Origin of the sequence: Sorangium sp. So ce367, from assembly GCF_051520455.1 — a bacterium.
Classification (GTDB): Bacteria; Myxococcota_A; Polyangia; order Polyangiales; family Polyangiaceae; genus Sorangium; species Sorangium cellulosum_B.
Genome location: NZ_CP150334.1, coordinates 443554 through 469994 on the forward strand (window position 1 = coordinate 443554; position 26441 = coordinate 469994).

At 72.7% G+C, this 26441-nt stretch carries 21 protein-coding genes and 2 tRNA genes; 16 read left to right on the forward strand and 7 right to left on the reverse strand.

Going from position 1 to position 26441, the window contains the following annotated elements; all coding sequences use genetic code 11:
* Nucleotides 1-122 precede the first annotated feature (122 nt).
* From WME97_RS01730 to WME97_RS01770, 9 genes are all read left to right on the forward strand, one after another.
* The gene (locus WME97_RS01730) at nucleotides 123-797 is read left to right on the forward strand and encodes an RNA polymerase sigma factor (RefSeq protein WP_437548965.1); all 675 of its coding nucleotides are present in this window, start codon (nucleotides 123-125) and stop codon (nucleotides 795-797) included.
* Nucleotides 798-901: 104 nt separating this feature from the next.
* On the forward strand, nucleotides 902-2245 hold the full coding sequence (locus WME97_RS01735; protein WP_437548967.1) for an NAD(P)/FAD-dependent oxidoreductase: 1344 nt from the start codon (nucleotides 902-904) through the stop codon (nucleotides 2243-2245).
* Nucleotides 2246-2304: 59 nt separating this feature from the next.
* Complete coding sequence (locus WME97_RS01740; protein ID WP_437548969.1) at nucleotides 2305-2979, forward strand: helix-turn-helix domain-containing protein; 675 nt, start codon at nucleotides 2305-2307, stop codon at nucleotides 2977-2979.
* 159 nt (nucleotides 2980-3138) lie between these two features.
* Entirely contained in the window at nucleotides 3139-3462 is a 324-nt protein-coding gene (locus WME97_RS01745) for a DUF2325 domain-containing protein (RefSeq protein WP_437548971.1), read from the forward strand.
* Nucleotides 3463-3479: 17 nt separating this feature from the next.
* Nucleotides 3480-4514 carry a sulfate ABC transporter substrate-binding protein gene (locus WME97_RS01750; protein ID WP_437548973.1) on the forward strand — a complete coding sequence of 345 codons (1035 nt, stop codon included), beginning with the start codon at nucleotides 3480-3482 and terminating at the stop codon, nucleotides 4512-4514.
* A gap of 5 nt (nucleotides 4515-4519) precedes the next feature.
* Nucleotides 4520-5422, forward strand: coding sequence for a sulfate ABC transporter permease subunit CysT (gene cysT / locus WME97_RS01755; protein WP_437548975.1), 903 nt, complete (start codon nucleotides 4520-4522; stop codon nucleotides 5420-5422).
* Between the two features lie 71 nt (nucleotides 5423-5493).
* The gene (cysW, locus tag WME97_RS01760; protein ID WP_437548977.1) at nucleotides 5494-6327 is read left to right on the forward strand and encodes a sulfate ABC transporter permease subunit CysW; all 834 of its coding nucleotides are present in this window, start codon (nucleotides 5494-5496) and stop codon (nucleotides 6325-6327) included.
* A 263-nt stretch (nucleotides 6328-6590) separates the two neighbouring features.
* Nucleotides 6591-7391 carry a hypothetical protein gene (locus WME97_RS01765; protein WP_437548978.1) on the forward strand — a complete coding sequence of 267 codons (801 nt, stop codon included), beginning with the start codon at nucleotides 6591-6593 and terminating at the stop codon, nucleotides 7389-7391.
* A gap of 249 nt (nucleotides 7392-7640) precedes the next feature.
* Nucleotides 7641-7712, forward strand: a tRNA-Cys gene (locus WME97_RS01770).
* 172 nt (nucleotides 7713-7884) lie between these two features.
* Here WME97_RS01770 and WME97_RS01775 read toward each other — a convergent pair.
* On the reverse strand, nucleotides 7885-8295 hold the full coding sequence (locus WME97_RS01775) for an SET domain-containing protein (RefSeq protein ID WP_437548980.1): 411 nt from the start codon (nucleotides 8293-8295) through the stop codon (nucleotides 7885-7887).
* Between WME97_RS01775 and WME97_RS01780 the strand changes: the two genes are divergently transcribed.
* The 3 genes from WME97_RS01780 (at nucleotide 8248) to WME97_RS01790 (ending at nucleotide 11097) form a co-directional block, all read left to right on the forward strand.
* Nucleotides 8248-10125 (forward strand): penicillin-binding transpeptidase domain-containing protein, encoded by a 1878-nt coding sequence (locus WME97_RS01780; protein ID WP_437548981.1) that lies wholly within the window; start codon nucleotides 8248-8250, stop codon nucleotides 10123-10125. The two genes, WME97_RS01775 and WME97_RS01780, sit on opposite strands and share 48 nt — an antisense overlap.
* 145 nt (nucleotides 10126-10270) lie before the next feature.
* Nucleotides 10271-10633 (forward strand): c-type cytochrome, encoded by a 363-nt coding sequence (locus tag WME97_RS01785; protein ID WP_437548983.1) that lies wholly within the window; start codon nucleotides 10271-10273, stop codon nucleotides 10631-10633.
* The gene (locus WME97_RS01790) at nucleotides 10630-11097 is read left to right on the forward strand and encodes a hypothetical protein (protein WP_437548985.1); all 468 of its coding nucleotides are present in this window, start codon (nucleotides 10630-10632) and stop codon (nucleotides 11095-11097) included. Before WME97_RS01785 ends, WME97_RS01790 begins: the two co-directional genes overlap by 4 nt.
* Before the next feature lie 54 nt (nucleotides 11098-11151).
* On the opposite strand, the gene WME97_RS01795 is transcribed toward WME97_RS01790, so the two are convergent.
* The 3 genes from WME97_RS01795 to WME97_RS01805 form a co-directional block, all read right to left on the reverse strand.
* Nucleotides 11152-14814, reverse strand: coding sequence for an AAA family ATPase (locus WME97_RS01795; protein WP_437548986.1), 3663 nt, complete (start codon nucleotides 14812-14814; stop codon nucleotides 11152-11154).
* A gap of 26 nt (nucleotides 14815-14840) precedes the next feature.
* Nucleotides 14841-18428, reverse strand: coding sequence for an AAA family ATPase (locus WME97_RS01800; protein ID WP_437548987.1), 3588 nt, complete (start codon nucleotides 18426-18428; stop codon nucleotides 14841-14843).
* Between the two features lie 81 nt (nucleotides 18429-18509).
* Nucleotides 18510-19628, reverse strand: a complete 1119-nt coding sequence (locus WME97_RS01805; protein WP_437548989.1) for a cytochrome-c peroxidase — start codon at nucleotides 19626-19628, stop codon at nucleotides 18510-18512.
* 498 nt (nucleotides 19629-20126) lie between these two features.
* Here WME97_RS01805 and WME97_RS01810 point away from each other — a divergent pair, with 498 nt between their 5' ends.
* Both WME97_RS01810 and rd read left to right on the forward strand, forming a co-directional pair.
* Nucleotides 20127-20966 carry an SDR family NAD(P)-dependent oxidoreductase gene (locus WME97_RS01810; protein WP_437548990.1) on the forward strand — a complete coding sequence of 280 codons (840 nt, stop codon included), beginning with the start codon at nucleotides 20127-20129 and terminating at the stop codon, nucleotides 20964-20966.
* Between the two features lie 159 nt (nucleotides 20967-21125).
* Nucleotides 21126-21290, forward strand: coding sequence for a rubredoxin (gene rd, locus WME97_RS01815; protein WP_437548991.1), 165 nt, complete (start codon nucleotides 21126-21128; stop codon nucleotides 21288-21290).
* Nucleotides 21291-21759: 469 nt separating this feature from the next.
* On the opposite strand, the gene WME97_RS01820 is transcribed toward rd, so the two are convergent.
* Nucleotides 21760-21832: transfer RNA gene (locus WME97_RS01820), tRNA-Ala, on the reverse strand.
* A gap of 313 nt (nucleotides 21833-22145) precedes the next feature.
* Here WME97_RS01820 and WME97_RS01825 point away from each other — a divergent pair.
* A complete protein-coding gene (locus WME97_RS01825) occupies nucleotides 22146-23207 on the forward strand; it encodes a hypothetical protein (RefSeq protein WP_437548993.1) in 1062 nt (353 codons plus the stop codon).
* A 148-nt stretch (nucleotides 23208-23355) separates the two neighbouring features.
* On the opposite strand, the gene WME97_RS01830 is transcribed toward WME97_RS01825, so the two are convergent.
* Nucleotides 23356-25524, reverse strand: a complete 2169-nt coding sequence (locus tag WME97_RS01830) for a hypothetical protein (protein WP_437548995.1) — start codon at nucleotides 25522-25524, stop codon at nucleotides 23356-23358.
* Nucleotides 25525-25718: 194 nt separating this feature from the next.
* On the opposite strand from WME97_RS01830, the gene WME97_RS01835 reads away from it, so the two are divergent.
* A complete protein-coding gene (locus tag WME97_RS01835) occupies nucleotides 25719-25991 on the forward strand; it encodes a hypothetical protein (protein WP_437548997.1) in 273 nt (90 codons plus the stop codon).
* On the opposite strand, the gene WME97_RS01840 is transcribed toward WME97_RS01835, so the two are convergent.
* A complete protein-coding gene (locus WME97_RS01840) occupies nucleotides 25943-26419 on the reverse strand; it encodes a hypothetical protein (RefSeq protein ID WP_437548999.1) in 477 nt (158 codons plus the stop codon). The genes WME97_RS01835 and WME97_RS01840 overlap by 49 nt on opposite strands.
* Nucleotides 26420-26441: the final 22 nt, after the last annotated feature.

The window sequence follows — 26441 nt, forward strand, 5'->3', positions numbered from 1 at the left end:
GCTGTCGATTTGACACGCGCCCGCGTGTCTCCGCCCGCGCCGTTCGGCGTGATCCGCGGCCTTCGCGAGGTCCGCGCGGTGGCACCTGCCTTGCCAGTGCCGGTTACGCAGGAGGTCCCGTCATGCTCGTCCACGCCGCTCATGCCCCCGCCCGGTCCTCGAAACTAGCGCCGCCGCCCGGCGCGACGCGCGCGCTCGGGCGCGGGCCGTCCTTCGGCACGGCGCGGACGGCGCCGGGAGAGGGCTCGCGGGGAGCGGTCGACGAGCTGCTCCGGGGCCTTGTCGAAATGACACCGGAGCTGTTCGGCCGCGCGCTGCGGCTCTCCCGGACGCCCGCGACGGCCGAGGACCTCGTGCAGGACACGGTGGAGCGCGCGATCCGGTTCGCGGGGAGCTACGAGCCCGGGACCAACCTGCGGGCGTGGGTGCACCAGATCCTCTTCAGCGTCTTCATCACCCGCTGCCGGCGCAGCCGCCGCGAGCGCAACGCCCTCGACGTGCTCGCGACCGACCCGTGCGCGTGGACGGCGCCGGAGCGCTGCGCCGACATGCACGCGCTCTCGCCCGGCGTGCGGCGCGCGCTCGCGACGCTCCCGCCGACCTTCCGTGACACCCTGGTGCTCGTGGATCTCGAGGAGATGTCTTACAAGGACGCAGCGACGCGGCTGGGCGTCCCGGTCGGCACCGTCATGAGCCGCCTGCACCGCGGCCGGAAGCTGCTCGCCGAGGTGCTGCGGGGCGAGGCGCCGGACGGCAAGGCCGAGGCGAGGAGCGACGTGAAGGCCGCGGCAGCATGAGCGATCGCGGCGCCGCGCCCGCGCGCTGCGCCTGCTTGCCGCGGTGATCCGCGCCCCCTACCATCGTCGTGCCACCGAGGAAGCGTTCCTCGCCAGGAGGCACCATGGCAACGACCGCGAGAGAGCCTCACGTCGTGATCGTCGGCGGAGGGTTCGGCGGCCTGAACGCGGCAAAGGCGCTCCGCGACGCGCCCGTCCGGGTCACCCTCATCGACAGGACCAATCACCACCTGTTCCAGCCGCTGCTCTATCAGGTGGCGACGGCCAGCCTCTCGCCGGCCGACATCGCGGTCCCGATCCGATCGGTCCTGTCGCGCCAGCGCAACGTCCGGGTCCTGCTCGGCGAAGTGACGGGCGTGGACCTCGCCGGCCGGCGCGTCACCGTCGACGGCGACCCGCTGGACTACGACTTCCTGATCCTCGCGGTCGGCGCGACGAACAACTACTTTGGCCACGAGGAGTGGGCCCGGTTCGCGCCGGCGCTCAAGAACCTCGACGAGGCGCTCACCATCCGCGAGCGCATGCTGCTCGCCTTCGAGGCCGCCGAGCGCGAGGAGGACCCCGCGGCGCGGCGGCGGCTGCTCACGTTCGTCGTCATCGGCGGCGGCGCCACGGGCGTCGAGATGGCCGGCGCCTTCGCCGAGCTCGCGCGCTACATCCTCGCGCGCGACTTCCGCTCCCTCGACCCTTCGCTCTCGCGGGTGCTGCTCGTCGAGATCGGCGCCCGCATCCTCCAGGCCTTCCCGGAGAGCCTCTCGGCGAGCGCCGAGGAGCAGCTCACGTCCCTCGGGGTCGAGGTCATCAAGGGGCGCCGCTTCCGAAGCATCGACGAGTACGGCGTGCAGTTCGAGGACGGCGAGCGCCTTCCCGCCGCGACCGTCATCTGGGCCGCGGGGGTCCGCGGCACCCCGCTCGCGCGCGCGCTCGGCGTCGAGCTCGATCGCGTCGGCCGCGTGAAGGTCGGGCCGGACTGCTCCCTCCCCGGGCACCCGAGCGTCTTCGCGATCGGCGACATGGCCACGCTCCGCGACCGGAACGGCGTCGACGTGCCCGGCCTCAGCCCGGCCGCGATCCAGGAGGGTCGCTTCGTCGCGCGCTGCATCCTCGACGATCTCGAGCGCCGCCCGCGCGGGCAGTTCGCCTACCGCGACAAGGGGACGATGGCGACCATCGGCCGCTCGCGCGCCATCGCGAAGGTCGGGCGCCTGCAGATGTCGGGCACGCTCGCGTGGCTCGCCTGGCTGGCCGTCCACGTGCTGTTCCTTATCGGCTTCAGGAACCGCTTCACCGTCATGTTCGCGTGGATGTGGCAGTACATCACCTTCAAGCGCGGCGCCCGCCTCATCACGGGCCATACCTCGCCGGTGCTCCTGGCGGCGCCCGCGCCTTCGGTGCGTCGCCCGTCGCCCGCGAGCCCGGTCGCGGAGGCGGTCTCCGGCGGCCCCTGAGCGCGCCCTTCCCCCCGCTCGCTTGACGCGCGCCCTCCACCATGGCGGATACGCGTCCAGTGAAGGCACGCAGAGCCCAGACCCCCGCGCGATCGGCGGCCGCCGAGCCGCCGTCCCCACCCCCGCCCCCGGCGAGCGAGCCTGGCGGGGACGACCCGGCGTTCGACGACGCGTCGGACCTCACGCCGGTCGTCGCCTCCAACCTGAAGCGGTTCCGGGCCGAGCGGGGCCTGTCGCTCGAGCGCCTGGCGAAGGCGTCCGGGGTGAGCCGGGCGATGCTGGGGCAGATCGAGCTGGGCCAGAGCACGCCGACCATCAACGTCCTCTGGAAGATCGCGCGCGCCCTCGGGGTCCCCTTCTCGGCGCTGATGAGCCAGGCGACCTCGCCCGTCACGACCGTCATGCACGCCTCGCACGCGCGCATCCTGCGGTCTCGCAACGGCGACTTCTCTTCCCGGGCGCTCTTTCCGATGGACCGGCCGCGCAACGTGGAGTTCTACGAGCTCCGCCTCGCGCCGCGCTCGGTCGAGCACGCCGACGCGCACGCCCCGGGCACCGCGGAGAACCTGATCGTCACCGAGGGCTCGGTGGAGATCACCGTGGCCGGCGAGCGGCGCCTGCTCGAGACCGGCGACGCCATCCTGTTCGAGGCCGACAGCCCGCACAGCTACCGCAACCCGGGCAGCGCCGAGGCCGTCATGTACCTCGTCATGACCTACGGTTCGCGCGGGTAGCCCCGCCCCGTTCCCGGACCCCGCCGGCCTCGTGTCCCTCCGGTATCCAAGACATGTCCTCCGTTATTTTGGCAGATCTCGCTTGCGCCCTCTGCTTTAGCGTGAGATATGTCCGTTATAGCGGCGGTCACCCGCTGCGAGGAGCAAGGAGGCGGAGCGATGCGGATCACCTGGATTGGTGGGTTGGATCGCAACCAGGCTCAGCTGGAGCGGATGGCGCTGCAGGCGGGGCACCATCTGGAGTTTCACACGGGCAACACGGGCGGCCGCGGGGCGTCCGAGCTGCGGGCGGCCATCGAGCGGGCCGATCTCGTGATCGTGCTGACCGACGTGAACAGCCACGGCGGCGTGCTCCTCGCCAAGAAGCTCTGCCAGAAGCTCGGCCGCGCGGCGTTCATGGCCCGGCGCATCGGCGCCTCGCGCTTCCAGCAGCTGCTCGACGCGCTCGCGCAGCGGGAATCGCGTTATCTCGCGACTGGCTAAGGGAGTAGGAACGATCGATGCGACGCTTGATGACGATGCTTTGTTGTGTGCTGGCGCTGGCGCTCTCGGCGTGCTCGAAGGGCGACGCGGCCGGCGCCTCGAAGTCGGGGTCGGTGCAGATACTGAACGTCTCCTACGACCCCACGCGCGAGCTCTATGAAGAGGTGAACGCCGCCTTCGCGAAGCGCTGGAAGGAGCAGAGCGGACAGGACGTCACCGTCAAGCAATCGCACGGCGGCTCCGGCAAGCAGGCCCGGTCGGTGATCGACGGGCTCGAGGCGGACGTGGTCACGCTCGCGCTCGCCTACGACGTCGATGCGGTCGCGTCCGCCGGGCTGATCAAGGAGGGATGGCAGGCGCGCCTCAAGGACAACAGCGCTCCTTACACGTCGACCATCGTCTTCCTTGTGCGCAAGGGCAACCCCAAGGGCATCAAGGACTGGGACGATCTCGTGAAGGAGGGCGTGGCGGTCATCACCCCGAACCCGAAGACCTCCGGCGGGGCGCGGTGGAACTACCTCGCTGCGTGGGGCTACGAGCTGAAGCGGGCGGGCGGCGACGAGGCGAAGGCGAAGGATTTCGTCGGCCGGCTCTTCAAGAACGTGCCCGTCCTCGACACGGGGGCGCGCGGCTCGACCACGACGTTCGTCGAGCGTGGGCTCGGCGACGTGCTGATCGCCTGGGAGAACGAGGCGCTGCTCGCGGTGAAGCAGAGCGGTAAGGACAAATTCGAGGTGATCGTGCCGTCGATCAGCATCCTCGCCGAGCCGCCTGTCGCGGTGGTCGACAAGGTGGTCGACAGGCGCGGGACGAGGGCGGCGGCGGAGGCGTACCTCGCCTTCCTCTCCACGGAGGACGGCCAGCGCATCGCGGTGAAGCACTTCTACCGCCCGCGCAACCCGGCGATCCTCGCGGCGGCCGAGTCGGAGGGTGTCTTCCAGAAGGTCGCGCTCTTCTCGATTGACGAGGTCTTCGGGGGGTGGCAAAAAGCCCAGAAGGCGCACTTCTCCGACGGCGGCGTCTTCGACCAGATCTACCAGGCCGGTAAGTAGACTTCGTGGCTCTCCTCTGGCGGCGACAGAGCGTTTTGCCCGGCTTCGGGCTGGCGATGGGGATTACGGTAACGTACCTGTCGCTGCTGGTGCTCGTCCCGCTGTCGATGATCTTCCTCAAGACGGCGACGCTCCAGCCCGCCGAGATCTGGGCGGTGGTGACCTCGCCGCGCGCCGTCGCCTCGCTGAAGATGAGCTTTGCCGCGTCGCTCATCGCGGCGGGCATCAACGCGGTCTTCGGCGTCCTCGTGGCGTGGGTGCTCGTCCGCTACAGCTTTCCGGGCAAGTCGATCGTCGACGCGCTCGTCGACCTGCCCTTCGCGCTCCCGACGGCGGTCGGCGGCATCGCGCTCACGGCCATCTATGCGCAGCAGGGGTGGGTCGGTCGGTTCCTGTACCCGCTCGGGATCCAGAGCGCCTTCAGCCGCCTGGGCGTCGTCATTGCGCTCACCTTCGTGGGGCTCCCGTTCGTCGTGCGGACCGTCCAGCCGGTGATGGAGGAGCTCGAGGTCGACCAGGAAGAGGCGGCGGCGTCGCTCGGCGCGGGCCGCTTCGAGATCTTCCGTCGCATCCTCCTGCCCGCGCTCTGGCCATCGATCCTCACCGGGTTCGCGATGTCGTTCGCGAGGGCGTTCGGTGAGTACGGGTCGGTCGTGTTCATCTCCGGGAACATGCCCCTCAAGACGGAGATCGCGCCGCTCGTCATCATGACCAAGCTCGAGCAGTACGACTACGCGGGCGCGACGGCGCTCGCAATGGTGATGCTTCTCTGCTCCTTCGTGCTCCTCTTCCTGATCAACCGACTCCAGTCCTGGAGCGGCGCGCGTGGGTCGTCGCGGAGCGCTGTTGAAGCGCCCAAGCCTGCGTCCGATCGGCCCGCGGGGGCCACGCCCGGGGTCGCGTCGTAGTGGCTGGCGCGGCGGGCAAGCTGCGGGTCAGGTCGCGCGGGGCGGTGCGCGGCGCGACGTCCGAGCCCCCGATGGTGCGCTGGGCGTTGACGGCGGCGGCGCTCGCGTTCCTCGGGTTCTTCCTCTTCCTGCCGGTCGTGGCGGTGTTCATCGAGGCGTTGAAGGACGGCCTCTCGGGGTACTGGCGGGCGATCACCGCGCCGGACGCCATCGCCGCCATCGAGCTGACGCTCACGACCGCGGTCATCGCCGTGCCGCTCAACCTCGTCTTCGGCGTGGCCGCGGCCTGGGCGATCGCGCGCTTCGAGTTCACGGGAAAGAGCCTGCTCGTCACGCTCATCGATCTGCCGTTCGCGGTCTCGCCGGTGATCTCCGGCATGATCTTCGTCCTGCTCTTCGGGGCGCAAGGGGTGGTCGGCCCCTGGCTCATCGAGCACGACCTCCGGGTCATCTTCGATCGTCCGGGGATCATCCTCGCGACGACGTTCGTGACGTTCCCGTTCGTCGCGCGCGAGCTCATCCCGTTCCTGGAGAGCCAGGGGGCCGACGAGGAGCACGCGGCGCTGTCGCTCGGCGCGAGCGGGTGGAGCATGTTCTTCCGCATCACCCTCCCCAACGCGAAGTGGGGCCTGCTCTACGGCGTGGTGCTCTGCAACGCGCGGGCGATGGGCGAGTTCGGCGCGGTGTCGGTCGTCTCGGGGCATATCCGGGGGCAGACCAACACCATGCCGCTGCACGTCGAGGTGCTCTACAACGAGTTCCACTTCTCGGCGGCGTTCGCGGTCGCCTCGTTGCTCGTCCTGCTCGCGCTCCTGACGCTCGTGGCGAAGCGCCTTATCGAAGGCCGGGCGCAGCGAGACGCCGCTCCGGAGATCGACCCGGCGGCGAAGGCCGGCGCGGGGTGACGCGCGTGCGATAGAGCGCGCGCGCGGGACGGAGCGCGCGATAAAGCGAGGGCCGCCGGAGCACTCGGCGCGAGCGGCACGAGAGGGAGCGCCGGAGACTCGGCGCTTCCCTGGAATCGCCGTTGCGCGGGAGAACGGATGGCGCGCGGAGAACAGCAGATCTCGACGCTTCGACGCGGGTGAGCGCCGCGGGAGGCGCGCTGTCGGGGCGCGCCCAACTTGCGATTGGCCCCCGGCGCTCCAGGTTCGAGGGAGGGGTCACCATGCGGTTCTTCGAAGCGGTTGGGCGTGTGATCGGGGGAGCGCTGTCTCCTATCGCCGGGGGGGGCAGCTTCATCCGGAGAGCGAGGCTGTTCCATCCCGACGGCGTGGTCTACTGCGCGGGGGTGAAGGCGCTCGCGGTGGAGGGCGAGGTCGGCGCGCTGGCCCAGCGGCTGGCGGGGCCGGCGCTCGTGCGGCTCTCGGGCGGGATGTGGCGATGGCGGGGCGGCAAGGGCGAGCGCCGTCCGGATGTGCTGGGGGTCGCGGTGCGCTTCCGGACCAGCGAAGAGGTGACGCCGGCCGCGAGCGCCGGCGATCAGGACCTCATCTTCGTGAGCGCGCGCCGGCTCTTGCTGCTCCCGTTCGCCCTGTTCACGACGAAGAGGCACGACTTCCTGGACAATGACTACTACGCGCTGGCGCGGTTCGACGTGGCCGGCTTCGGTCGCGCGGAGTTCCGCCTGGTGCCGCTGCGCGCGGCGGTGGTGAAAGGCAACCGCCTGGAGAAGCTGGAGCGCGCCGCTGCGGCGGGGCTCGCGCTGCTGCGCCTCGAGGTGAGGCGAGGGGGCTCGCGCGCGCGGTGGATGGCAGTGGCCGATATGGAGCTGTACGAGCCGGTGGACATCGACCAGCGCGCCCTCCGCTTCAACCCGTTCCAGACGGGGAAGGGGATCGTGCCGCGCGGGTTGATCCAGGCGACGCGGCGGGCGGTCTACACGGCCAGCTACATCGGGCGAGCCCTGGGGGGGCGGGAGAGGGTGCCGCGCGCGGGAAGGGCACGGCGCGGCGGGCGCGAACAGTAAGCAGCGCGGGTGTCCTGGAGGGCTGCGGCGGGAACGCGCCGGAGCCCCCCTCCGCCGGCTCCGGGATCGGGGCGGAGGGAGCAGCTGGAAGCCGGAACGACGCCAGAACGACGACATAACGACGACAGAACGAGCGCGGCGGAGCGCCCGGCTGAAGGGACGGCTCGGCCGCGTGAATGTAGACGGCGGTATAAAGGCGTTGACAGCCGGGCAGAGATGAGGCATGACCTCCCGCCGCTTCGAACAGTCGGTGAGGTAGCCAAGTGGTTAGGCAACGGTTTGCAAAACCGTTATACGCGGGTTCGAATCCCGTCCTCACCTCCGCAACGACGACAGTCCGGCCTGTGTGATGCCCAGGCGTTGACCTGGATGCCGCTGCCGCAAGAGGCGAGCGCGGAGCGCCGGTGCGGCCGCCTGGCAGTCGCCAGCGCGCCTGTATCGTCGACGTGAGCCGGAGCGATACGGCCGTCGCCGCGGCGCTGGCGCCCTCGCCTCAGCGAGGATCGAACCAGGTGTAGCCGTAGTCGAAGCAGAGCTCCTCGCCCGCCTGGATGTCGCGGAGCGCGATGGCAGCCATCGAGTCCGGCACCGGACCGTCATCCATCTCGACGTTGGGTGTCGTCGAGTGGTTGTAGAGCGCGAGCAACCCCCACGCATACGCCTTCTCCCGCCCGGGCTCCTTCCCCCACGTGAACACGTGATGGAGCGCCTGGCAGCCGCGGTGCTCCTCGGTCTTCAGATCCGAGGCCGGGAAACAGCTGACAGCGGCCCACTCGACGACGGCGCCCTTCGGCAGGAACCGGCGGGCGAAGACGCCCCGGCCCTTCCCGGGGATGCGGCGCCACACGACGTTCGGATGGAACTGGTTCTCGGCGATGAAGGCGTCGATTTCCTGGTCGGTCATGGCGGGCGCCACCGACGCTATCACGCCCCACCATCTCCGCGGCTGCTCGCGGGCAATTCCTACCTGAACCACATCTACTTCGGGCACGGGCGCTACGGGGTCGAGGAGGCGGCGCGGTTCTACTTCGGCAAGAGCGTCCGGCAGGTCACGCTGGCCGAGGCGGCGCTCCTCGCGGGCATCGTGAAGGGGCCCTCCCTCTACTCGCCGCGCGTGAACAAGGAGCGCGCCGAGAAGCGCCGCGCCTTCGTGCTCGGTCAGATGCGCGAGAAGCGCTTCCTGCCCGCGGCGCAGATCGACGCCGCGCTCGCGGAGCCGATCCGCCTCGCGCCCGAGCCGGAGCACCTGGACGAGCTGGCGCCCGAGGTCCTCGCCGAGGCCGAGCGCGCGCTGCGGAAGGCCGTCGGGCCCGACGCCAGGTACGGCGGCTACACGGTCGTGACCTCGATCGACCCGAAGATGCAGGCGGCGGCGCGCGCGGCGGTGCGCCAGAACCTCGACGCCTACGCCGCGCGGCACGGGCTCGTCGCGCCGTTCACGCGCGCCAAGGGGGATCCGGCGCCCTTCCAGGGCGCGCCCAAGGACGCGGGCCGCGCCTACCTGGGCGCGGTGACCGGCGCCGACGACGCGCGCGGCACCCTGGCCGTCCGCGTCGGCATGGCGCAGGGCAGCGTCGATCTGCGCAAGGAGCGCCGGTACAACCCGCGCGGGCTCCCGCCGAGCCGCTTCGCCGAGGTCGGCAAGGTGCTGCGCGTGCGCTTCGAGGGCGACCCCGAGGCCGGCAAGCTCCGGCTCGACCTCGGCCCGCAGGGCGCGCTCATCGCGATCGACGCGCGCACGCGCGAGATCGTCGCGCTCGCAGGCGGCTACGAGGGCGCGCGCGGCGGCCTCGATCGGGCGAGCCGCGCGCTCCGCCAGCCGGGATCGACCTTCAAGGCGATCGTCTACGGCTACGGCATCCATTCGCGCAAGCTCACGGCCGCCTCGATGCTCGAGACCGATCCGGCGGCGCTCGATGGCTATCGGCCCGGCAACTACGACGAGAGCGAGGGGCAGAGCCCGAAGCGCCTGCGCGACGCGCTCGCCCACAGCGTGAACGTGGCCGCTGTGTCGGCGCTCCGGGACGTCGGCCCCGAGGCCGTCGTCGCGTGGGCGCGCGAGCTCGGGATCACGTCGAAGCTCGGCGCCGACCTGTCCCTCGCGCTCGGCTCCTACGAGGTGACCCCGCGCGAGATGGCGGCCGCCTACGCGACGTTCGCGGCGGGCGGCGCGTACCAGGAGCCCGTCCTCGTGACCAAGATCACGGGCCCGCGCGGCGAGGCGCTGCCCCTGCCGGCGCGGCCCCCGCCGCGCCCGGTGATGACCGCGGCGGAGGCGTACATCACGACGGACCTGCTCGCCTCGGTCGTGAAGGTCGGCACGGCGAAGCAGGCGCTCTCGCTGCGCCGGCCGATCGCCGGAAAGACAGGGACGACGAACGACGCGAGGGACGCGTGGTTCGTCGGCTACTCGACCGACATCGCGTGCGCCGTGTGGACCGGCTTCGACGACGCCACGACGCTCGGCGCGCGCGAGGTGGGCAGCAGCGCCGCCCTGCCGGCCTTCATCGCGTTCATGGAGAAGGCGCACGCGGGGCGGCCGGCGACCGACTTCCCGGAGCCGCTCGGGATCGTGCGCCTCCCGATCGATCCGGCGAGCGGGATGGAGGCGTTCCCGGGCCAGGAGGGCGTCGTGGAAGAGGTGTTCCTCGAGGGCACCGAGCCGACCGGCGTCGCGGTGCCGGACCCGGCCGCGATCGGGCAGGGGATCCTGGACCTCTTCAAGACGCAGTGATCGTCGCGACGCGACAGCGCTTCCCCGGCGCCCTGCGCCGCGGCCTCCAGCTCGGGCTGGCCGGGCGCGCGGCGCCCTGGTGATCCTCGCGACGCGACGCCGGCCCCACGCGGCGCCGCCGCGCGCTATGTTCCGGCCCGCCCGTATGAAGTGGTCGCCGATCCTCGCCGCCCTGCTCCTGCTCGCGGCCGCGTGCAAGAGGCCCGACCCCGCCGAGGAGGCGGTCGCGCTCTCGCCGCAGGCCGCGAAGGGCAAGGCCATGTTCTCCACCCTCTGCGCGGCGTGCCACGCCCCCAGCGCCAAGCTGGTCGGCCCTCCGCTCAGCGAGCTCGCAGGGCTCTACAGGGACGATCCCGCGGGCATCGTCCGCTGGGCCGTGACCCCGGGGCGAAAGCGCGCCGACGTCCCCCCGATGCCCAGCTTCCGCGGCGTCCGGGAGTCGGATCTCGCCGACATCGCGCAGTACATCATCGAGGCCGGCACCGCGGCCGGAAAGCAAGGTCCATGATCTATTCGTTCGTCCTCGTCGCGCACTCGTGGCTGCGCTGGGTCGTCCTGCTGCTCGGGCTCCTGGCGCTCGCGCGGTCGGTCCGCGGCTGGGCCCAGCGGAGGCCGTGGACGGCGGCGGATCGCAAGGTCGGCGCGGCGTTCGTGGGCTCGCTGGACGCCCAGTTCCTCCTCGGCATCCTGCTCTACACCGCGCTCAGCCCGCTCAGGCCCACGTCGCTGGCCGCGCTGAAGGCCGCCATGCCCATCGCGGCGCTGCGCTTCTTCGCCGTCGAGCACATCTTCGCCATGATCGCGGCGGTGGTGGTCGCCCATGTCGCCTGGGCCCGAGCGAAGCGAGCCCCGGATCCCACCGCGCAGCACCGGCGCCTGGCGATCGGCGTCGTCATCACGCTGCTCGTGATCCTCGCGGCCATCCCCTGGCCTTCCATGGTCTACGGTCGGCCGCTCTTCCGGCTGCCCTGAGAGGCCGCCCATCGTCGCCTGCGCGTTCCCCGAGCAGCTGCCCGGGGCGCCGGCTCACGCCACGTCCTCCCGGCTCATCCGGAGCAGCCACAGCGGGGCCAGCGCCTGCGACAGGCTGCGCACCAGCGACGACTCGGCATACCCCATCACGTAGTCCTCGATCTCGATCGGCGACGTCGCGCCCGGGCGGCGCGGCGGGTCGAACCGGACCCGCCGCACCACCGGGAGGAGCTCGGCCGGGTTCGGCGGGAGCGCGCGCCCGCCTCGCGCAGCCTCGTCGAACGCCGCCTGCTGGTCGAGGTGCTCCCGGACCGCGCCCGCCGGCGAGAGGCCCGGCCGGGCCGGCAGGACGCGCACCCGCACCACCTCGGGGCCGCGCGAGAGCGACGTCCAGACGTGCGCGCCCGTCTCGAGCTCGAAGAAGTCCATCACGCACAGGCCCACGACGCTCAGGACGAGGAGCTCCGCCCCGCGCCCGGGGGCGGCGAGCATCGCCTCGAGCCCCGCCGCCCCGCGGCCCTGCTCGACCACGCGCGCGCGCCCGTCGCCGTCGGACCCGCTGCCGAGCGGCGCGCACGCCCACCCCTCCACCTCGCCCCCTGCCTCGCCGTAGGCGCGCGCGAGCGCCTCGAAGAGCCCCTCCTCGGGCTCGTCGCGCCCGCCGGCTGGCCTCTCGTCGAAGCGCGCCGCGCGGAGCAGCTCGATGAGGACCGCGTGCTGGCCCGGCTCGTCCACCTTGCGGAGCGCGCGCCGGAGCGCGTGGCCCTCCGCGATGCACTCCAGGACCTCCTGCTTCGCCGGCCGGCGCAGCGGGCCCGGCAGCTGGCGCCGGTGGAACAGGCGCACCCGGGAGCGGCTCCACTCGTCCTCGACCGTCACGTAGCCGAACCGCCGCACCTCCAGGTCGAGGTGCTGCTGCTCGTCGTCGTCGCCGCTCCGCCGCCGGACGAGGTCGATCCGCTCGCGGAACGCCCGGATCGCGCCGCGCATGGCGTCGAGGTTGTAGACCGCCTCGGCGTGCTCGTGCGCCCCGGGCCCCTCCGCGGCGGTCCGGCCGTGCTCCGCGAGGTGGTAGCGGATCCGCTCGGAGAGGCGCGCGAGGCCGTCGCTCCGCTCGAGCGCGTCGACGAACTCGAGCAGCGGCGAGAGCTCCGCCGTGAGCGCGCCGAGCGGCCTCGCCATGAGCGGCGCGAGGGCCCACGCCGCGGCCGCGGGCTCGGCCTCCGCGAGCGCCTCGCGGTGCAGCGCAAACGCGGGTGACGTGGGTGACGTGGGTGACGCGGGTGACGCGGGCGACCCGGGCGACCCGCGGGACGCGGCGCCCTCGCCCGCCGCGGCGGCGCCGTCGCCGCGCGCGGTCGTGAAGATGCGGATCACCTGCATCGCGGCGGGCGCGCCGCGGGTGAGCGCGTCGCTCAGCAGCGATCCGATCTCGTCCTCAATGAACCGCTTCACCGAGCGGGCGCCGTCCTCGGCCACGAACGCCTCGCGCGCGATCCGCTCGGCCACGCCGGCGCCCCGGCGCACGAAGACGCTCCGCTCGGCGAGCCCGCGCCGGCCGAGCAGCCGGTCGAGCTCCTTCTCGGCCACCCGCACCGCCACCTCGGGCGTCAGCGGCCGGAACGGCACGACGCGATCGATCCGGTTGAACAGCTCGGGCGGGAAGAAGTCGCGCACCGCCCGCGCGACCTCCTGGGCCGACTCCTCCGCGATCGCGAGCGCCCGCGCCTCCGAGAGCCCCGCGCCGCCGAAGCCGACGAGCGCCCGCGACCGCGCGCCCAGGTTGGACGTCATCACCACGACCGCGTGGTGGAAGTGCGCGGGCCTCGCCGCCGCGTCCGTGAGCCGCCCGTCCTCGAAGAGCTGGAGCAAGAGGCCGTGCACCGACGGGTGCGCCTTCTCGATCTCGTCGAGCAGCACAAGCGAGAACGGCTGCTCCCGCACCCGCTGCGTCAGGAGCCCGTCGGGCGCGTAGCGATCGCCGACGAGCCGCGCCGGCGCGTCCGGGCCGCTCTGCTCGCTCATGTCGAAGCGGAGCAGGCGCGACGCGCTGCCGTAGATGAGCTCCGCCATGCACCTGGCGAGCTCGGTCTTGCCGGTCCCCGTCGGCCCGGTGAAGAGGTACACGCCGTACGGGCGCCGCGGATCCACGAGGCCCGCCTTGATGCGCGCCACGAGGTCCGCCGCCGCGCGCACGGCCTCCGGCTGGCCGATCACCCGACGACCGAGCTCTTCCTCCAGCGCGCCGGCGTCGAGCGGCTCGTCGCCGCCCAGGAGGAGCCGCGGTACGCCGGTCTTCTGCGACAGGAGCCGCAGCACGTCCTGCGAGCCGATCGGGCGCGGCGCGTGGCCGCGCGCCGGCCCCGGCTCGCCGGAGGGCGAGGGCGTCACGCCCGCGCGGACGACCTCGCGCAGGAGGTCGACGGCCTTGCCCGGCAGCGCCTGCGCCGAGAGGAGCGATCCGCCGAGGTCGAGGATCGTCCGCATCACGTACGGGCTCACGCGGGCGGCGTGGCGCTGCTCGAGCGCGCGGACCTCCCGCACCATGAGGCGGAACGTCTCGGAGGGCGTCGCCTCGGGGAGGAAGAGCGGCGTGAACAGGGCCGCGAACGACGGGGACTCCTGCTCGAGGAGGCGGAACGCCTCGGGGGAGCACTCGCCGACCATCACGATCTCGCGGCGGGAGAGCGGGCCGCGGAAGAAGTCGGCGAGCGAGCGTTCGCTCTCGCGCGACCTGCCGATCCGGCCGAAGTGGTGGAGGTCGTCGATCACGAGGATCGCGCCGCGGCTGCGCGCGTCCTCCACGAGCTCGACGCACCGCTTCTCCCAGTCGCCGAGGTGGCTCATCCCGGCGATGAGCCTGCGGCCGCTCACGGCGACGACGTCGCGGACGCGGTCGAGGTTCTTGTGCGCGCCGTACCCGTCGGCCGCGAGGAGGTCGAGCACCGCCCGGTGGATCAAGGTCGTCTTGCCGCACCCCGGCGGGCCGACGACGACGACGGGCTGCGCCCTGCCCGCCCCGAGCAGCAAGGCGAGCTGCTCGCGCTGCGGCGATCGCGGCACGCCCGCGTCGAGGTTGCCCTGGGCCGCGCGCTGCGTGAGGCTCACGCCGAGGCTCGGCAGGACCTTGAGGCCCCGGCGCTTCTTCCAGCGGAACGCCGGATCGGCGCCGGTGTCGTCGTCACCCGGTCGATCCGGCAGGTCCGCGAGCGCCGAGCGCGGGGCGCACGAGAACGACAGCGCCGTGATGCGCTCCTTGCCCCGGCTCCAGAGCCGCGCGATCTCGTCGTCGTCGAGCGCGGCCCACGCGACCTGGAACAGCGCGCGGAGCTGCTCGTCCAGCGGGAGATCCTCGCGGATCGGCGCGGCCTCGCCCTGGCGGGCGGGGTGGTAGGCGAAGACGACGCGCTCGTGCTCCGAGGCCCAGCGCGGCTCGATCACGACGGGGCAGAGCCCGCTCACCTTGCGCCGCTCGGCGGCGCCGGAGAGCGTGAGCTCGAGGCGCACCTTCTCGATCCGGATGCCGCGGGGGAACTCGAAGCGCGCGAGCTCGGCCGCGCGCGCCTTCTCGAAGACGGCCCTGAGCTCCTCGGTGAGCAGGCGCCGGACGCGCTCCGCGTGCCGCCCCTCCCGCGAGCGCGTGCTCGGGCCGAGGCCGAGCGTCACGCACTCGACGTTCGTGGTCCGCCGTTCGAAGAGCGGGATCGTGAAGTGCACGGCCTCAGGGTAGTGGCTCTGCCAGGTCAGGCGTCGTGCAAATCATCCAGCGCCGGGCCGTCCCCGCCCGCGCTGAAGTACTCGCTCCGATCCAGCCCGCTCCCCTCGTCCTCGAACAGGAGCAGGTGTGTCAGCGCGACCTCGTCGAGCCGCTCCCAGTACCAGGCCGGATCCATCGCGATCCGCGCCCTGCGCCCCGCGATCAGCGCCGCGCCCTCGACCTCGTCGAGCTCGCGCGCGGCCGCCCCGCGCCGCCGCGCCGCGGCCGAGCCCGCGGGCGGCGGGGCGAGCGACCTGTGCTCCCACTGGTCCTCGGCGATGTCGGCCGCGTGCGCGACGAAGTGCACGAACACGTGCAGCCGATCATCGCCAGGCGCCTCGCCCGCGTCCCGCTTGCGCGCGACCACCCGGTGGAGCCCCCGCTCCAGCGAGAGGAACGCCCCCGCGTACGCGCCGGTGCAGCGGAGGAGCACGCTCCGGAACCCGCGCTTCGGCTCGTCGAGCGCGTCCAGCACGTCGCCCGCAGCGCGCGGCGGGCCCCACCGCCGGCTCGCGGGCCACGCGCCGTCGCCGGGCCCGGCCCGGTCGCCGTCGATGTGCAGCGTCGCGCCCCACCCGCGCCGCGGGAGCTCCTTGAGGAGCGGCGCGAGCCACCGCTCGAACGCCCCCGCGTCGAGCTCCTCCAGGATCAGCGTGATCGCGTCGCGCCGCGACTCGGTCGCGACGAGCGCGCGGGGCAGCACCTTGCGCACGCCCTCCCACGCCGCGCGCGCCTCGCCCGCGAGCCCGCGCACCTCCTCGCTTTCGAGCAGCGCCATGAGGGCGAGCTCCTCGACGCCGTGCATCTCCTCCTGCGCGCGCTCGAGCTGCCCCCAGAGCTCGCTCAGCCGGTGGTGCTCGGCCTGCAGCGCCGCGGCGTCGATCTCCTTGCGCCGATCGCGCGACGGCCCGCTCGCGAGGCTCAGCTGCGTCAGCAGGAAGTCGAGCTGCTCCCTGAGCTGCTCGAGCGGCCCGAGGTTCATCCACCGGTCCACCTCGCGCCGGAGCTCGCCGACCTGCTCGACGCCGAACGCCTGCTGCGCGGCCTTCGCCGCGCGCCGCCGCCGCGCCGCGAGGCGGAGCGCGGGCGTCTCGGCGCGGGCGACCACGGCGCCGTCGGCGGGCGCCGCCGCTTCAGGCTCGCCCGCCTCGGTCACCCACACCGTGAGATCCCGCGCGTCGCCACCGAGCTTCGCCAGCAGCCGCGCGAGCGGCGCCGCGAGGTGCTCCTCGACGTGGCGCCGCAGCGCCCGCGCCCCGTACGCCGGCGCGTGGCCGTCCTCGGCGAGCCGCGCGAGCGCCCGCTCCGACACCTCGAGCGCGACGCCCGCCTCGGACAGCCCGCGGCGCTGGGCGAGGCGCTGCGCCGTGAGGCGCGCGACCTCGGCGAGCTCCGCCCGGGTCAGCGCCCGGAACGGCACCACGCGATCGATGCGGTTCACGAACTCCTGCCGGAACGCGCCCGCGACGACGCGCTGGTAGTGCGCCTCGTCCAGCGCGGCCTGCTCCTCCGGGGCCTCGGCTCCTCGCTCGCCGGCGAACCCCGCCCGCGCGCGCCGCTCCGCCGCGCCCAGGTTCGACGTCATGATCACGATCGCGTTGTGGAAGTACGCCGTCCTGCCGCGCGCGTCGGACAGGCGCCCCTCGCCGAGCACCTGCAGCAGGAGATCGAACACGGCCCGGTGGGCCTTCTCGATCTCGTCGAGCAGGAGCACGCAGAACGGCTGCTCGCGCACGCGCTGCGTGAGCAGCCCGCCCGCGCCGTCGGTCCCGCGGATCAGGCGATCGGCCGCGCCCTCGCTCGAGAACTCGCTCATGTCGAACCGCGAGAGCCGATCGGGCGAGCCGAAGAGCAGCCCGGCGAGCGCGCGGGCGAGCTCTGTCTTGCCGACGCCCGTCGGCCCCACGAAGAGGAACGCCGCGAGCGGCTTGTCCGGCGGCGAGAGCCCCGCCTTCACAACGGCGATCGTCTCGGCGAGCGCGCGCACCGCGCGCTCCTGCCCGACGACGCTCGCGCCGAGGTCGCGCGCCACGCGGTCGACGCGGAGCGGGAGATCGTCGCGCAGCAGGAACGCCGGCATCCCCGTGCGCATCGAGAACAGCTCGTGGAGATCGCTCCGCCCGAGCGTGACCGGCTCGCCCTGCGCGGTCCGCTCCCGCTCGTGCACGGCGCGCAGGTCCTCGTAGAGGCGGACCGCCTTGCCCGGGAAGGCGCTGTAGGGCAGGTAGCGCTCCGCGAGATCGACGAGCGCCGTCAGCGCGTCGCCCGCGACCGCGGGGCGGTGCGGCTCGACGCGGCCGTCCCGCTCGGCGCGCGCGGCGAGCGCCTTCCGGGTATCGGCGGCCGAGAGCGGATCGATCCGGATGCGGCTCAGGCCCGCGAAGAACGCCCAGTGCTGCCCCTCGAGCGCGTCGAGCCGGTCGTCCCGGAGCTCGCACAGGACGCGCACCCGCCCCTCGTCGAGGTAGGGCCGCATCGCGCCGGCCAGGTCCACGTGTCCCCCGTCGACGCGCTCGGCCAGGAGATCGTCGAGGTTCTCGAAGTAGAGCACCGCGTCGAGCGCGGCGGCGGCCTCCATCACGCCGTGGATGCGCTCCTGCCACTGCCCGAGCCCGCTCATGCCCGCGATGAGCTGCGCGCCCGACGTCGCGTAGACGAGCCGCGTCTGGCGGGCGACATACGCCAGCGCGAGCGCGGTCTTCCCGGCGTGCTCCGGGCCCACGAGCAGCACGCCGAGGCGCTCCTCGCCGTCGAGCAGCGCGGCGAGGCGCGCGAGCTCCGCGTCGCGGCAGGCGAGCGGCGGCGTCGCGAGCGGGCTCCGCTGCGCCGCCACGTGGAGCGGCGTCGCCACCGCGACGAGCGTCTCCACGGCCTTCTTCCGCCGCGCGCGCTCCACGATCGACGCGCCGCGCGGCCCGTGCCCGCCCGCGCGCTCGGGCTCGGGCAGCGGCGCGTGGAGCACCTCGAGGCGGTGCGCGCTCCCGGGCAGGAGCCCCAGGTGCTCCCAGGTCGACAGGACCTGCGACGCGAGCAGCCGGCGCACCTCGTGCCGGATCGCCGCCTCGATCGGCTCGCCCGCCTCCACGTAGAACGCGTGCCCGAGGCTCGGCACGAGCACCCACGCGTCGCTCTCGCCGCGCTCCGCCGCCGGCGCCTCCGTCTGCCCGCGGGCGTAGAGCTCGCCGGCCGGCACGACGACGCAGGGGAAGCTCACCGGCACCTCGTTCCGCAGCTTGCGCGGCAGGTCGTCGCGCGGGACGGGGACGCTCACGGAGAGGAGCCCTGTCCCTTGCGGGAACGAGAGCCGGGAGACCGCCTCGGGCCGGGCGCGCGCGGCGTGCTCGCGCAGGAAGAGCTGCTGCTCGACGAGGACGTCCTCGTCGCGGCCGAAGCTCGCGACGCCCGGCGCCGCGACGGGGAAGGCGAGGCACGCGCCGTCGAAGCGCTCGCGCACGAAGACGAGCGCCCTGGCGGTGCGCCCGTCGCTCGCGTCGCGAGCCCCTTCCGCGGACGCGCCCGCTCCGTCCTCTGGAGCGGGCGCGGATCGCCCGTCGTCGCTGGAGCTCGTGCTCATCCGAGAGGGCGGAGCAGAGCCGATCCGCCCTCCCGGCGCAATCAGGTGAACAGCGCGATCAGCGTGATCACCGTGATCCGCTCACGTCGGGTCGGCCTTGGGCGTGGTCGGTCCGCTCGGGGGCAGCTCGGGCTGCTTGATGTAGTCGGTCGGGAGATCGCCGGTGAGCGACTTGAGGAACGCGACGATCGCCTTCACCTCTTCGGGCTTGGCCTCCACGCCGAGCTGGTGCCACGCCATCTTGGTCACCGTCTCGTCGAGCGTCGCGATCGAGCCGTCGTGGAAGTACGGGAAGGTCTTCTCGACGTTCCTGAGGCTCGGGACGCGGAAGAAGAACTTGTCCTTCTCGTCCTTCGTGTGGTCGAAGCGCCCGTTGTCCTTGAGGCCGGGGAACTCCTTCACGAGGCCGAGCTTCTGGAACGTCGAGCCGCCGACGGCGACGCCCGTGTGGCAGGTGGGGCACCCGAGCGAGATGAACTTGTGGAACCCGGCCTTCTCCTCGGCGCTAAGGGCCTTGTCGTCGCCGCCGAGGAACTTGTCGAAGCGCGACGGCGTGACCAGGCCGCGCTCGAACGCGCCGATCGCCTTGGCCATGTTGTCGTAGGTGATCGGCTCCTTGTCGTCGGGGAAGGCCGTCTTGAAGAGCTTCACGTACTCGGGGATCGACTTGAGCGTCGTGATGACCCGCTTCTCGTCCGGCATGGCCATCTCGACGGGGTTCAGGATAGGCCCTTTGGCCTGGTCCTCGAGCGTGGCCGCCCGGCCGTCCCAGAACTGGGCGACGTGGGGGCCCGCGTTGTACGCAGAGGGCGAGTTGCGGCCGCCGAGCTGGCCCTTGTGCCCGGAGGAGAACTGCTTGTTGTCGACGCCGTAGCTCGAGAGGCCATGACACGAGTTACAGGAGATATCGTGGTTCTTCGAGAGGCGCGTCTCGTACCACAGCATCCTTCCAAGGGTCACCTTGTCATCGGTGATCGTGTTCTTGTCAGTCTCGAATTTTGCGGGCAGGACCTTGAAGGACTTGACGTCCTTCGGATCGAAGACGAGCGGCTTCACGTCGCTTGTCGCCGCGGCGGTCGCGGCGGGCTTCGCCGTGTTCGAGGCCGGGGGGGCCTTGTGCTCGTACTCCGCGGATCGTTCGCAGGCGCCCAGCCCGGCGGCGATGAAGAGCACACTGATGAGAGATGAGGGCCAACGCATGAGGTCTCCTGGCTCGTGAGGACGCCGTCCACGGTATGAGAGAGCCGCCGCGGACGTCAACGCGCGCCGCGGCCGCACCGTCGCCGCGCTCGCCGGCCAAGGCGCGGTGCTGGCGGCGGTGGCGGGGGCGCCCCCGGGTGATGCGTGTTACCGGCCGGTTGCGACTCGTGGTCTCGAAGGTAGCGCGATGGATGTCGAGGTGCCTCCTGCGCGCCTATCTCCCCCGAGGTGCGCTCCTCCGTTTCGCCCGATTTCTCCGAGGTGCTGCGCGGCGTGCTCGCGCGGCCCGCGGGGTAGCGGGCGAGCTGCGGTAGGGCGGAAGCGTGGAGGCGCGGAAACGCCGGAGGGCGGAAGCGTGGAAGCGCGGAAACGCCGGAGGGCGGAAGCGTGGAAGCGCGGAAACGCCGGAGGGCGGGAGCGCGGGAGCGTGGACGATGCGAGGCCGACCGGCGAGGGGGCCCTTGCGCGCCCGGGGGGCGCCGGGCAACCCTTTCGGCCGTGCACTCGCCGATCGACAGCGGGGTCGTGCTCATCACCGGCGCGTCGTCGGGCATCGGCCGCGCGCTGGCCCACGAGATCGCCCAGCGCGCCCGGGCGCTCGTGCTGGTCGCGCGCCGCAAGGATCGCCTGGAGGCGCTGCGCGCCGAGCTCGCCGCGGCGCGCCCGGCGCTCGCCGTGCTCGCCTTCGGCTGCGATGTCACCGATCGGGCGGCGGTCGACGCGATGCTGCTCGCCGTCGAGGCCGAGGTCGGGGGGGTCGACGTCCTCGTCAACAACGCGGGCTTCGGCGACATCGGCGTGTTCGATCTCTCCGCGTGGTCGCGCACCGAGCAGATGATCGCGCTGAACGTGACGAGCCTCGCGTACCTCACGCACCGGCTCGTCGGCCCGATGGTGTCGCGCGGGCGCGGCGCGATCGCGAACGTGAGCTCCGGCTTCGGGCTGACGTTCGGGCCCGGGATGGCCTCGTACGTCGGCACGAAGCACTTCGTCACGAGCTTTACCGAAGCGCTCCGCCTCGACCTCGCCGGCACCGGCGTGCGGGTGACGCAGGTGTGTCCGGGGCCCGTGCGGACCGAGTTCAACGAGGTGGCCGGCAACTTCACGGGCCTCGAGCCTCCCGCGCTCCTGTCGATCTCCCCGGAGCGCTGCGCGCGCGCGCTGGTCCGCGCGGTGGACCGCGACCGCGCGCTCGTGGTGCCCGGCGCGGTGGCGTGGCTCGTCATCCATCTCGGCGTCCTCTGCCCGCGGTGGCTGCTCCGGCTCGCCTACTGGCCGATCGCGCGCGTGCTGCGGAAGAAGCAGCTCGCGGTGCGCGACGCGCCGGCGCCGCCCTGAGGCGCGCGTCCTGGCGGCCACGGTCGCCGAGGCGGCGCGCCGGGGCGCAGGACCTGGGCGCCGCGGCGAGAGCTGCGGACCAGAAGGTTCATCTGCGGCACTGTCCGCCCTCGTGGTAGCGTCAGGCGCCTCTCGTCGAGCTCCTGAGGAGAACCACGGATGAAGAAATATCGGTGTCTGGTCTGCGGCTTCGTCTATGACCCGGCGGTCGGTGACCCCGACACCGGCATTGCGCCGGGGACCTCGTTCGAGGACCTGCCCGACTCCTGGATGTGCCCGGAGTGCGGCGCGACCAAGGCCGATTTCGAGCCGATCGACGAGTGAGCGGGCCGCTCCCTCCGCGCCGTCTCGGCGAGCCGAGCGCTAGACAGCGCGGCGGCGCCGGCGGCGTGAGCACATCGGCTGCGTGGTCTCCGCGCACCGATGTGCTCCTCGGATCGCGCCGCGCGCGGTCCCCGTGGGCTCTCCACCCCATCCACCGCGGATCGGCCTGACGCACGCGGCACGGTGAGCGCCAGCCGCAGCCGCGCGGGCGCTCACCGCAGCGAGGCAAAGGCGACGTCGAGGAGCGCCGCGCGGTGGGCGCTCAGCGCAGCGCGCCGCGATCTGCCCCCCGTGCTGAGGGGACCCTCCCCTGCGGACGCCCGAGCGGTGTGCGTCACTGCGCAACCGCATGAGCTCGCACGCTCAGCGTACGCCCGCGTCTCGCGGGGCCATGCGCTCGCGAGGGAGCAGCGATGGCGTGGAGGACGAAGAAGAACGGCTAAGAAAGAGAATGAAACTGCTTCGAGGGTGGACCTGACAGGGATCGAACCTGCGACCTCTAGAGTGCGATTCTAGCGCTCTCCCAACTGAGCTACAGGCCCTCGCTTTCGAGAGCGCGGACTCTACTCGCGGGGGCGCCGCTGTCAAGCATGGATCGCGGTTTTCTCTCCGCCGCCCGTCCGTTGTTCGGGGCCCAACCGGCGGCGCGCACGGGCGGCGTCGAGAGCCCGCGACGGGGGCAACCCGCCGCCTCGGGCCGCCGTGGTCGCCCGTGCGCGCCGCCAGCGAGGCCGGGACCGGGGGCGCAGGCCGATCGTGCTCCCCTCGGCCGGCGTCGATCTCGGTTGGTTTCGATGAGCCGTGGCCGACACCCCTGTGGTCTTCACTCGAGGAGCTCACCTTGGAGGTGATCGAATGAAGCGATGGATGACGGCCCTCGCGGCCGCGGTGACGATCGTGAACGGCGGGTGCGTCCCCATGGTGCTCACCTCGGCGGAGGAGGAGCCGGAGGAGGGGCCGCCCTCGCGCAGCGCCATCGCCGTGCGGTTCGGTGACCTGTTGTCGGACCCGTTCAACAGGGAGGTGCTGATGAACGGGATGCAGCTCACTCACCCGCTGCACCCCGACACACTCGCGCTCTTTTTCAGTGATTCCGTGCAGGGCTGCGGCCTGCCGCTGATCGGGCGGGGGCCGAGCCCGCTGGACTCCATTTCGGCCACGGACGCCTTCTGGCAGATCGCGCTCTTCATCCCGCCAGAGCTCAATCGGCCCGGGCTCATCGACCTCAGAGACCTTCGCATCACGACGTACCTGGCCGTCTGGCACCCCTCGTACGGCGGAGGGTCCGCCCTCGGCGACGGGGCGTGGGGGGCCCTGGGAGGGGAGGCGGACAAGACGCTCGAGATCGTGAGCAGCGACGCGAGCTCCGTCTCGGTGAAGCTCGAGTGGCGGACGCCGCCGTGGCGGATCGAGTTCAACGGCGTACCGTACAAGCCCGATCTGGACCTCGGCGGCGACTACACGGCCACTTATTGCGGCGCTCCGCCGCCGTCGATCCCGCCCTCACCGGGGCGCGCGATCCCTGGCGCCGCGCTGGCCGCGCCGCCGGGCGGGCCGACCCCGGATCCCGACGCGCTCCATCTGTTCCTCGGGAGCGGGGCCGAGAGCTGCGCGGATCCCTGGTCGTCCATCGCGTGCACCGGCGCCACGCGCGTGACGTTGAGCCTCCCGCCGGCCTACCAGAAGCCCGGCATCCTCGATCTCACGGATCCGGCCATCGCCGCGTCCTTCATCCACTCGTGGAGCACGGACTGCTCGGCGACCGAGCTCGTCAGCGGCGTGTTCGACGGCGGCACGATCGAGATCCTGAGCATCGACGCGAGCGGGGTCTCGTGCAGGGTGTACGGGTCCCATACCCAGCTCGACGCCGGAGCCTTCGATGCCGACGGGCTCTACACCGCGTCGAGCTGCCCCTGAGCGGTGTCCCCGCGCTCGGCGCCACACCTCCGTGGCGAGGAAGCAGGGCAACGCGGTAATTCGGGGCGCGACGGCGCAAGGGATTTCCCTTCCCCGGGCGCCTGCCGCGGGCGCGGCGCCGGGGGAGAGCCCGGGCATGAAGCGCTGATCAGTTGGCAGGGCTCGGCGGCTCCGCGGGCGCGCCGGGCGCCGGCGGAGGCTCGGCCTGCGCGCGCGCCTGGGCCTTCGGGTTCTGGAAGATGAAGAGCTTCTCGCGCTCCTCCCCGTAGCTCTCCGTGCTGCCCCACTTCGGGTTCCAGTCCTTCACCCAGTACACCTCCCCGGAGACGATCGCGTCCTCGGGCCGGCCCGTGCGCTCCGGGTAGCGGTAGATGTACTCCTTCATCGCGTCCCGGTACGAGGTGTTCGCCGGCAGCTTGATGCGGGCGAAGTAGTCGCACCAGATCTGGGTGTACGCGAAGCTCTTCGTGTGCAGGAGGTCGAAGTTCGGCGGCTCGCCGGTGAAGGGGTTGATGTGGCGGCCGTCGACCGTGATGGCGTCGACGACGATCGTCCCGTCGTCCATCACGGGGTTCGGCGAGAACATGAACCAGCCCTGGAGGAACCGGAGCTTCTGCGAGAGGACACGCGTCGGCTCGGGGTGAGGCACCTTCCAGCGGTTCTTGATGACCCAGAGCTCGACCGCCGCCTGGTTGACCGCGCCGACGAACATCACGAGCACGGCGAGCTCGCGGAACGTCGCGAGCACCTTCCGGCCCGCCAGCCGGAGCGGCGCCGGCGGGGGCGCGATCTCCGAGCGCTCCGGGATCCGCGCGCCGAGCGCCCGGCCCAGGCTGCGGCGGTGCGCCGCCGCCATCGCCGCTGTCGCCGCGTCGCGCACGAGCGGCAGGCGGAGCGCCCACGCCACGGCGGGGCCGAGCGGGATCGCCGCGATGATGTCGGCGAGCGCCGCCGCCCCCTCGGCCGCCTCGCCGCCAGGACGCCGCGCCGCGAGCCCGTGGGGCGCGGAGCTCGACGCCTCGAAGGTGAGCAGGCCGAACCGGTCCATCCGCTTCAGCACGCGGCAGGCGAGCACGGCGCCCGGCGAGCGCGGGTCGAACAGCACGACGCGGGCCCGGTGCACGCGCCGCATCGTGCGCGCGGCGATCTCCCAGTCCTCGCGGCTGATGAGGAGCGTGGAGAACACGCAGAGCGCCCACGCGAACGGGCCCAGCACGAACGTCGTGCCGAACCCGACGTGGAGCAGGTTCATCATCACGAGCGTGAGCCGCCGCGCCCACACCCGGCCGAGGGGCGACAGCAGGCACACCGGGATGGCCGCCTCGAACGAGATCACCATCCTCGTCATGAACAGGATGAGGAACTTCGGCGCGTAGTCGCGGATGTCCGCCACGATCGGCGTCACCATCCGGTCGACGTAGAGAACGAAGTGGACAGCGGTCCCGTTCTTCCAGGCGGGGCCGGTCTTGTGCACCACGTTGAAGAAGTAGATCGCCGAGAGCTGGATCAGCAGGACGGGCCCGAGGACGGTCACGTAGGCGTCCGGCTTCCGGGGGTCGTCGAGCGTGGAGCGGTCGTTCAGATCGTCCGCGGTCCGCTCGCGGCTCCGCTTCAGCGACGCGAGGAGCGCGTCGACGGAGAAGCGATCGCCCAGCGGCAGGAAGCACGTCCAGAGCAGCAGCAGGTTGTGGACGACGTAGCCGCCGTTCTCGATGAGCAGGACGCGCCCGTTCATGCTCGTGACGAACACGAGCGAGAGCACCTGCATGAGCTTCGTCTTCCAGCCGATGAGCAGGCAGACGTAGGTGGCGAAGATCACGGCCCAGAGGACCCAGAGCTCGCCCGGGGTGGAGAAGGCGTTGACGAGCGAGAAGTTCCCGCCGCCCTGCGGGCGCCAGAGGTTCACGTGGTTCGGCAGGACGCCGATGTCCGCGAACATGTCGGACCACGCCCAGCTGCGGCGGAACAGGTCGCCGATCAGGAAGAAGCCGAGCAGGATGCGCGTGAAGCCGAGGGTCCGCCGGTCGAACGTGAAGAAGCTGTCCCGGAGGATGTCCCACATCGAGGGCCCGCGCGGCCGCGGAGGCGGCTCCGGCTCCGCGTCGTCTTCCTCGTCGTGCTCGCCTTCCGCGGCGCCATCGTCCCCGGCGGCCCCGTCGCGCTGCGCCGCGCGCGCTGCGCCGTCGCCCGCGCGTGCGCCGTCGCCCGCGCCGCCCGCGGCGGCGGCCTCCGGGCCTGCTTCGCCGCTCTCGCCGGGGTCCTCGTTCCGGAGCGCGCCCTCGGGCCCACCCTCGTCGCGATCGTCTTTTGCGTTCATAAGGCGTCGAGATCGATGCTGCGCGAGCGGAGCGCTCGCCGTTCCCATCCCCTACCTACCGCAACCGCGCTGGCGCCGCACGAGGCGACCAGGGGCGCGACGGGCGAGCGCGCCGCGTCACGCCCTGTGGGCAGGATCGCGACCGCACGGCGCGCTTGATACGCGCGGCGCGGGACGGTAACGAGGAGGGCGACGTGCGCCCCATGCCCAACGCGCCCGACGCGCCCGACGCGCCCGACGCTGAAGAGCGCCTCGCGCTCGCGAGCTGCGCCTTCGTGGCCGGCTGCATCCTGCTCGCGCCGCGCGAGTGGATCTCGGCGGGGCTCTCGCTCGCGCTCGCTGCGGCGCTCTTCGGGTGGCACCTCCGGCGGCGCGCCGCGGCCCCGAAGGGAGGGCCGGTGGCGCTCGCGCAGGGCGCTCAGGGCGCGCCGGGTGAGCCGGGTGAAGAGCCCCGGGCGCCCGCCTGAACGCGCAGCGGAGGGCGGCCGAAGCGGGCGCGCACGCGGTCGGCGACGGCGCGCACCCGCGGCGCACCGAGGAGCCGCCGCTCCAGGCGCCGCTTGCCGGGGACGTCGAGGAGCATCACACCGATCAGGATCACCAGCGCGCCCGGACCGGGGATGCCGGGCAGCGACAGCAGGATCCCGAGCGCGACGGCCATGACGCCGAGCAGGTTCTTTCCGACGCGCGCCGCCATGCGCACCCAGGCCGGGTGCCCTTCCAGGAAGGGCGCCTCCTCCTGCCTCTCCAGGTAGTCCTCGGGCAACCGGACGAGCACGACAGTGACGAGCGCCATGCCCGCGATGAAGCTGGCGATGCACACGCCCACGCCGATGGCGAGCTGCTCGCGGTGCGCGTCGATGAACGCGCGCGCTGCTCGGGCGGCATCCGTCATCGATGAGGCGGGGAGCATACGG

What these genes read in the sequence shown, in the direction of transcription:
- WME97_RS01735 (WP_437548967.1), top strand. Translation starts at nt 902, where the DNA reads ATGGCAACGACCGCGAGAGAGCCTCACGTCGTGATCGTCGGCGGAGGG.
- WME97_RS01800 (WP_437548987.1), bottom strand. Translation starts at nt 18,428, where the DNA reads ATGAGCACGAGCTCCAGCGACGACGGGCGATCCGCGCCCGCTCCAGAG.
- WME97_RS01745 (WP_437548971.1), top strand. Translation starts at nt 3,139, where the DNA reads ATGCGGATCACCTGGATTGGTGGGTTGGATCGCAACCAGGCTCAGCTG.
- WME97_RS01785 (WP_437548983.1), top strand. Translation starts at nt 10,271, where the DNA reads ATGAAGTGGTCGCCGATCCTCGCCGCCCTGCTCCTGCTCGCGGCCGCG.
- rd (WP_437548991.1), top strand. Translation starts at nt 21,126, where the DNA reads ATGAAGAAATATCGGTGTCTGGTCTGCGGCTTCGTCTATGACCCGGCG.
- WME97_RS01775 (WP_437548980.1), bottom strand. Translation starts at nt 8,295, where the DNA reads ATGACCGACCAGGAAATCGACGCCTTCATCGCCGAGAACCAGTTCCAT.
- cysW (WP_437548977.1), top strand. Translation starts at nt 5,494, where the DNA reads ATGGTGCGCTGGGCGTTGACGGCGGCGGCGCTCGCGTTCCTCGGGTTC.
- WME97_RS01805 (WP_437548989.1), bottom strand. Translation starts at nt 19,628, where the DNA reads ATGCGTTGGCCCTCATCTCTCATCAGTGTGCTCTTCATCGCCGCCGGG.
- WME97_RS01830 (WP_437548995.1), bottom strand. Translation starts at nt 25,524, where the DNA reads ATGAACGCAAAAGACGATCGCGACGAGGGTGGGCCCGAGGGCGCGCTC.
- WME97_RS01790 (WP_437548985.1), top strand. Translation starts at nt 10,630, where the DNA reads ATGATCTATTCGTTCGTCCTCGTCGCGCACTCGTGGCTGCGCTGGGTC.
- WME97_RS01780 (WP_437548981.1), top strand. Translation starts at nt 8,248, where the DNA reads ATGGAACTGGTTCTCGGCGATGAAGGCGTCGATTTCCTGGTCGGTCAT.
- WME97_RS01765 (WP_437548978.1), top strand. Translation starts at nt 6,591, where the DNA reads ATGCGGTTCTTCGAAGCGGTTGGGCGTGTGATCGGGGGAGCGCTGTCT.
- WME97_RS01750 (WP_437548973.1), top strand. Translation starts at nt 3,480, where the DNA reads ATGCGACGCTTGATGACGATGCTTTGTTGTGTGCTGGCGCTGGCGCTC.
- WME97_RS01730 (WP_437548965.1), top strand. Translation starts at nt 123, where the DNA reads ATGCTCGTCCACGCCGCTCATGCCCCCGCCCGGTCCTCGAAACTAGCG.
- WME97_RS01825 (WP_437548993.1), top strand. Translation starts at nt 22,146, where the DNA reads ATGAAGCGATGGATGACGGCCCTCGCGGCCGCGGTGACGATCGTGAAC.
- WME97_RS01840 (WP_437548999.1), bottom strand. Translation starts at nt 26,419, where the DNA reads ATGACGGATGCCGCCCGAGCAGCGCGCGCGTTCATCGACGCGCACCGC.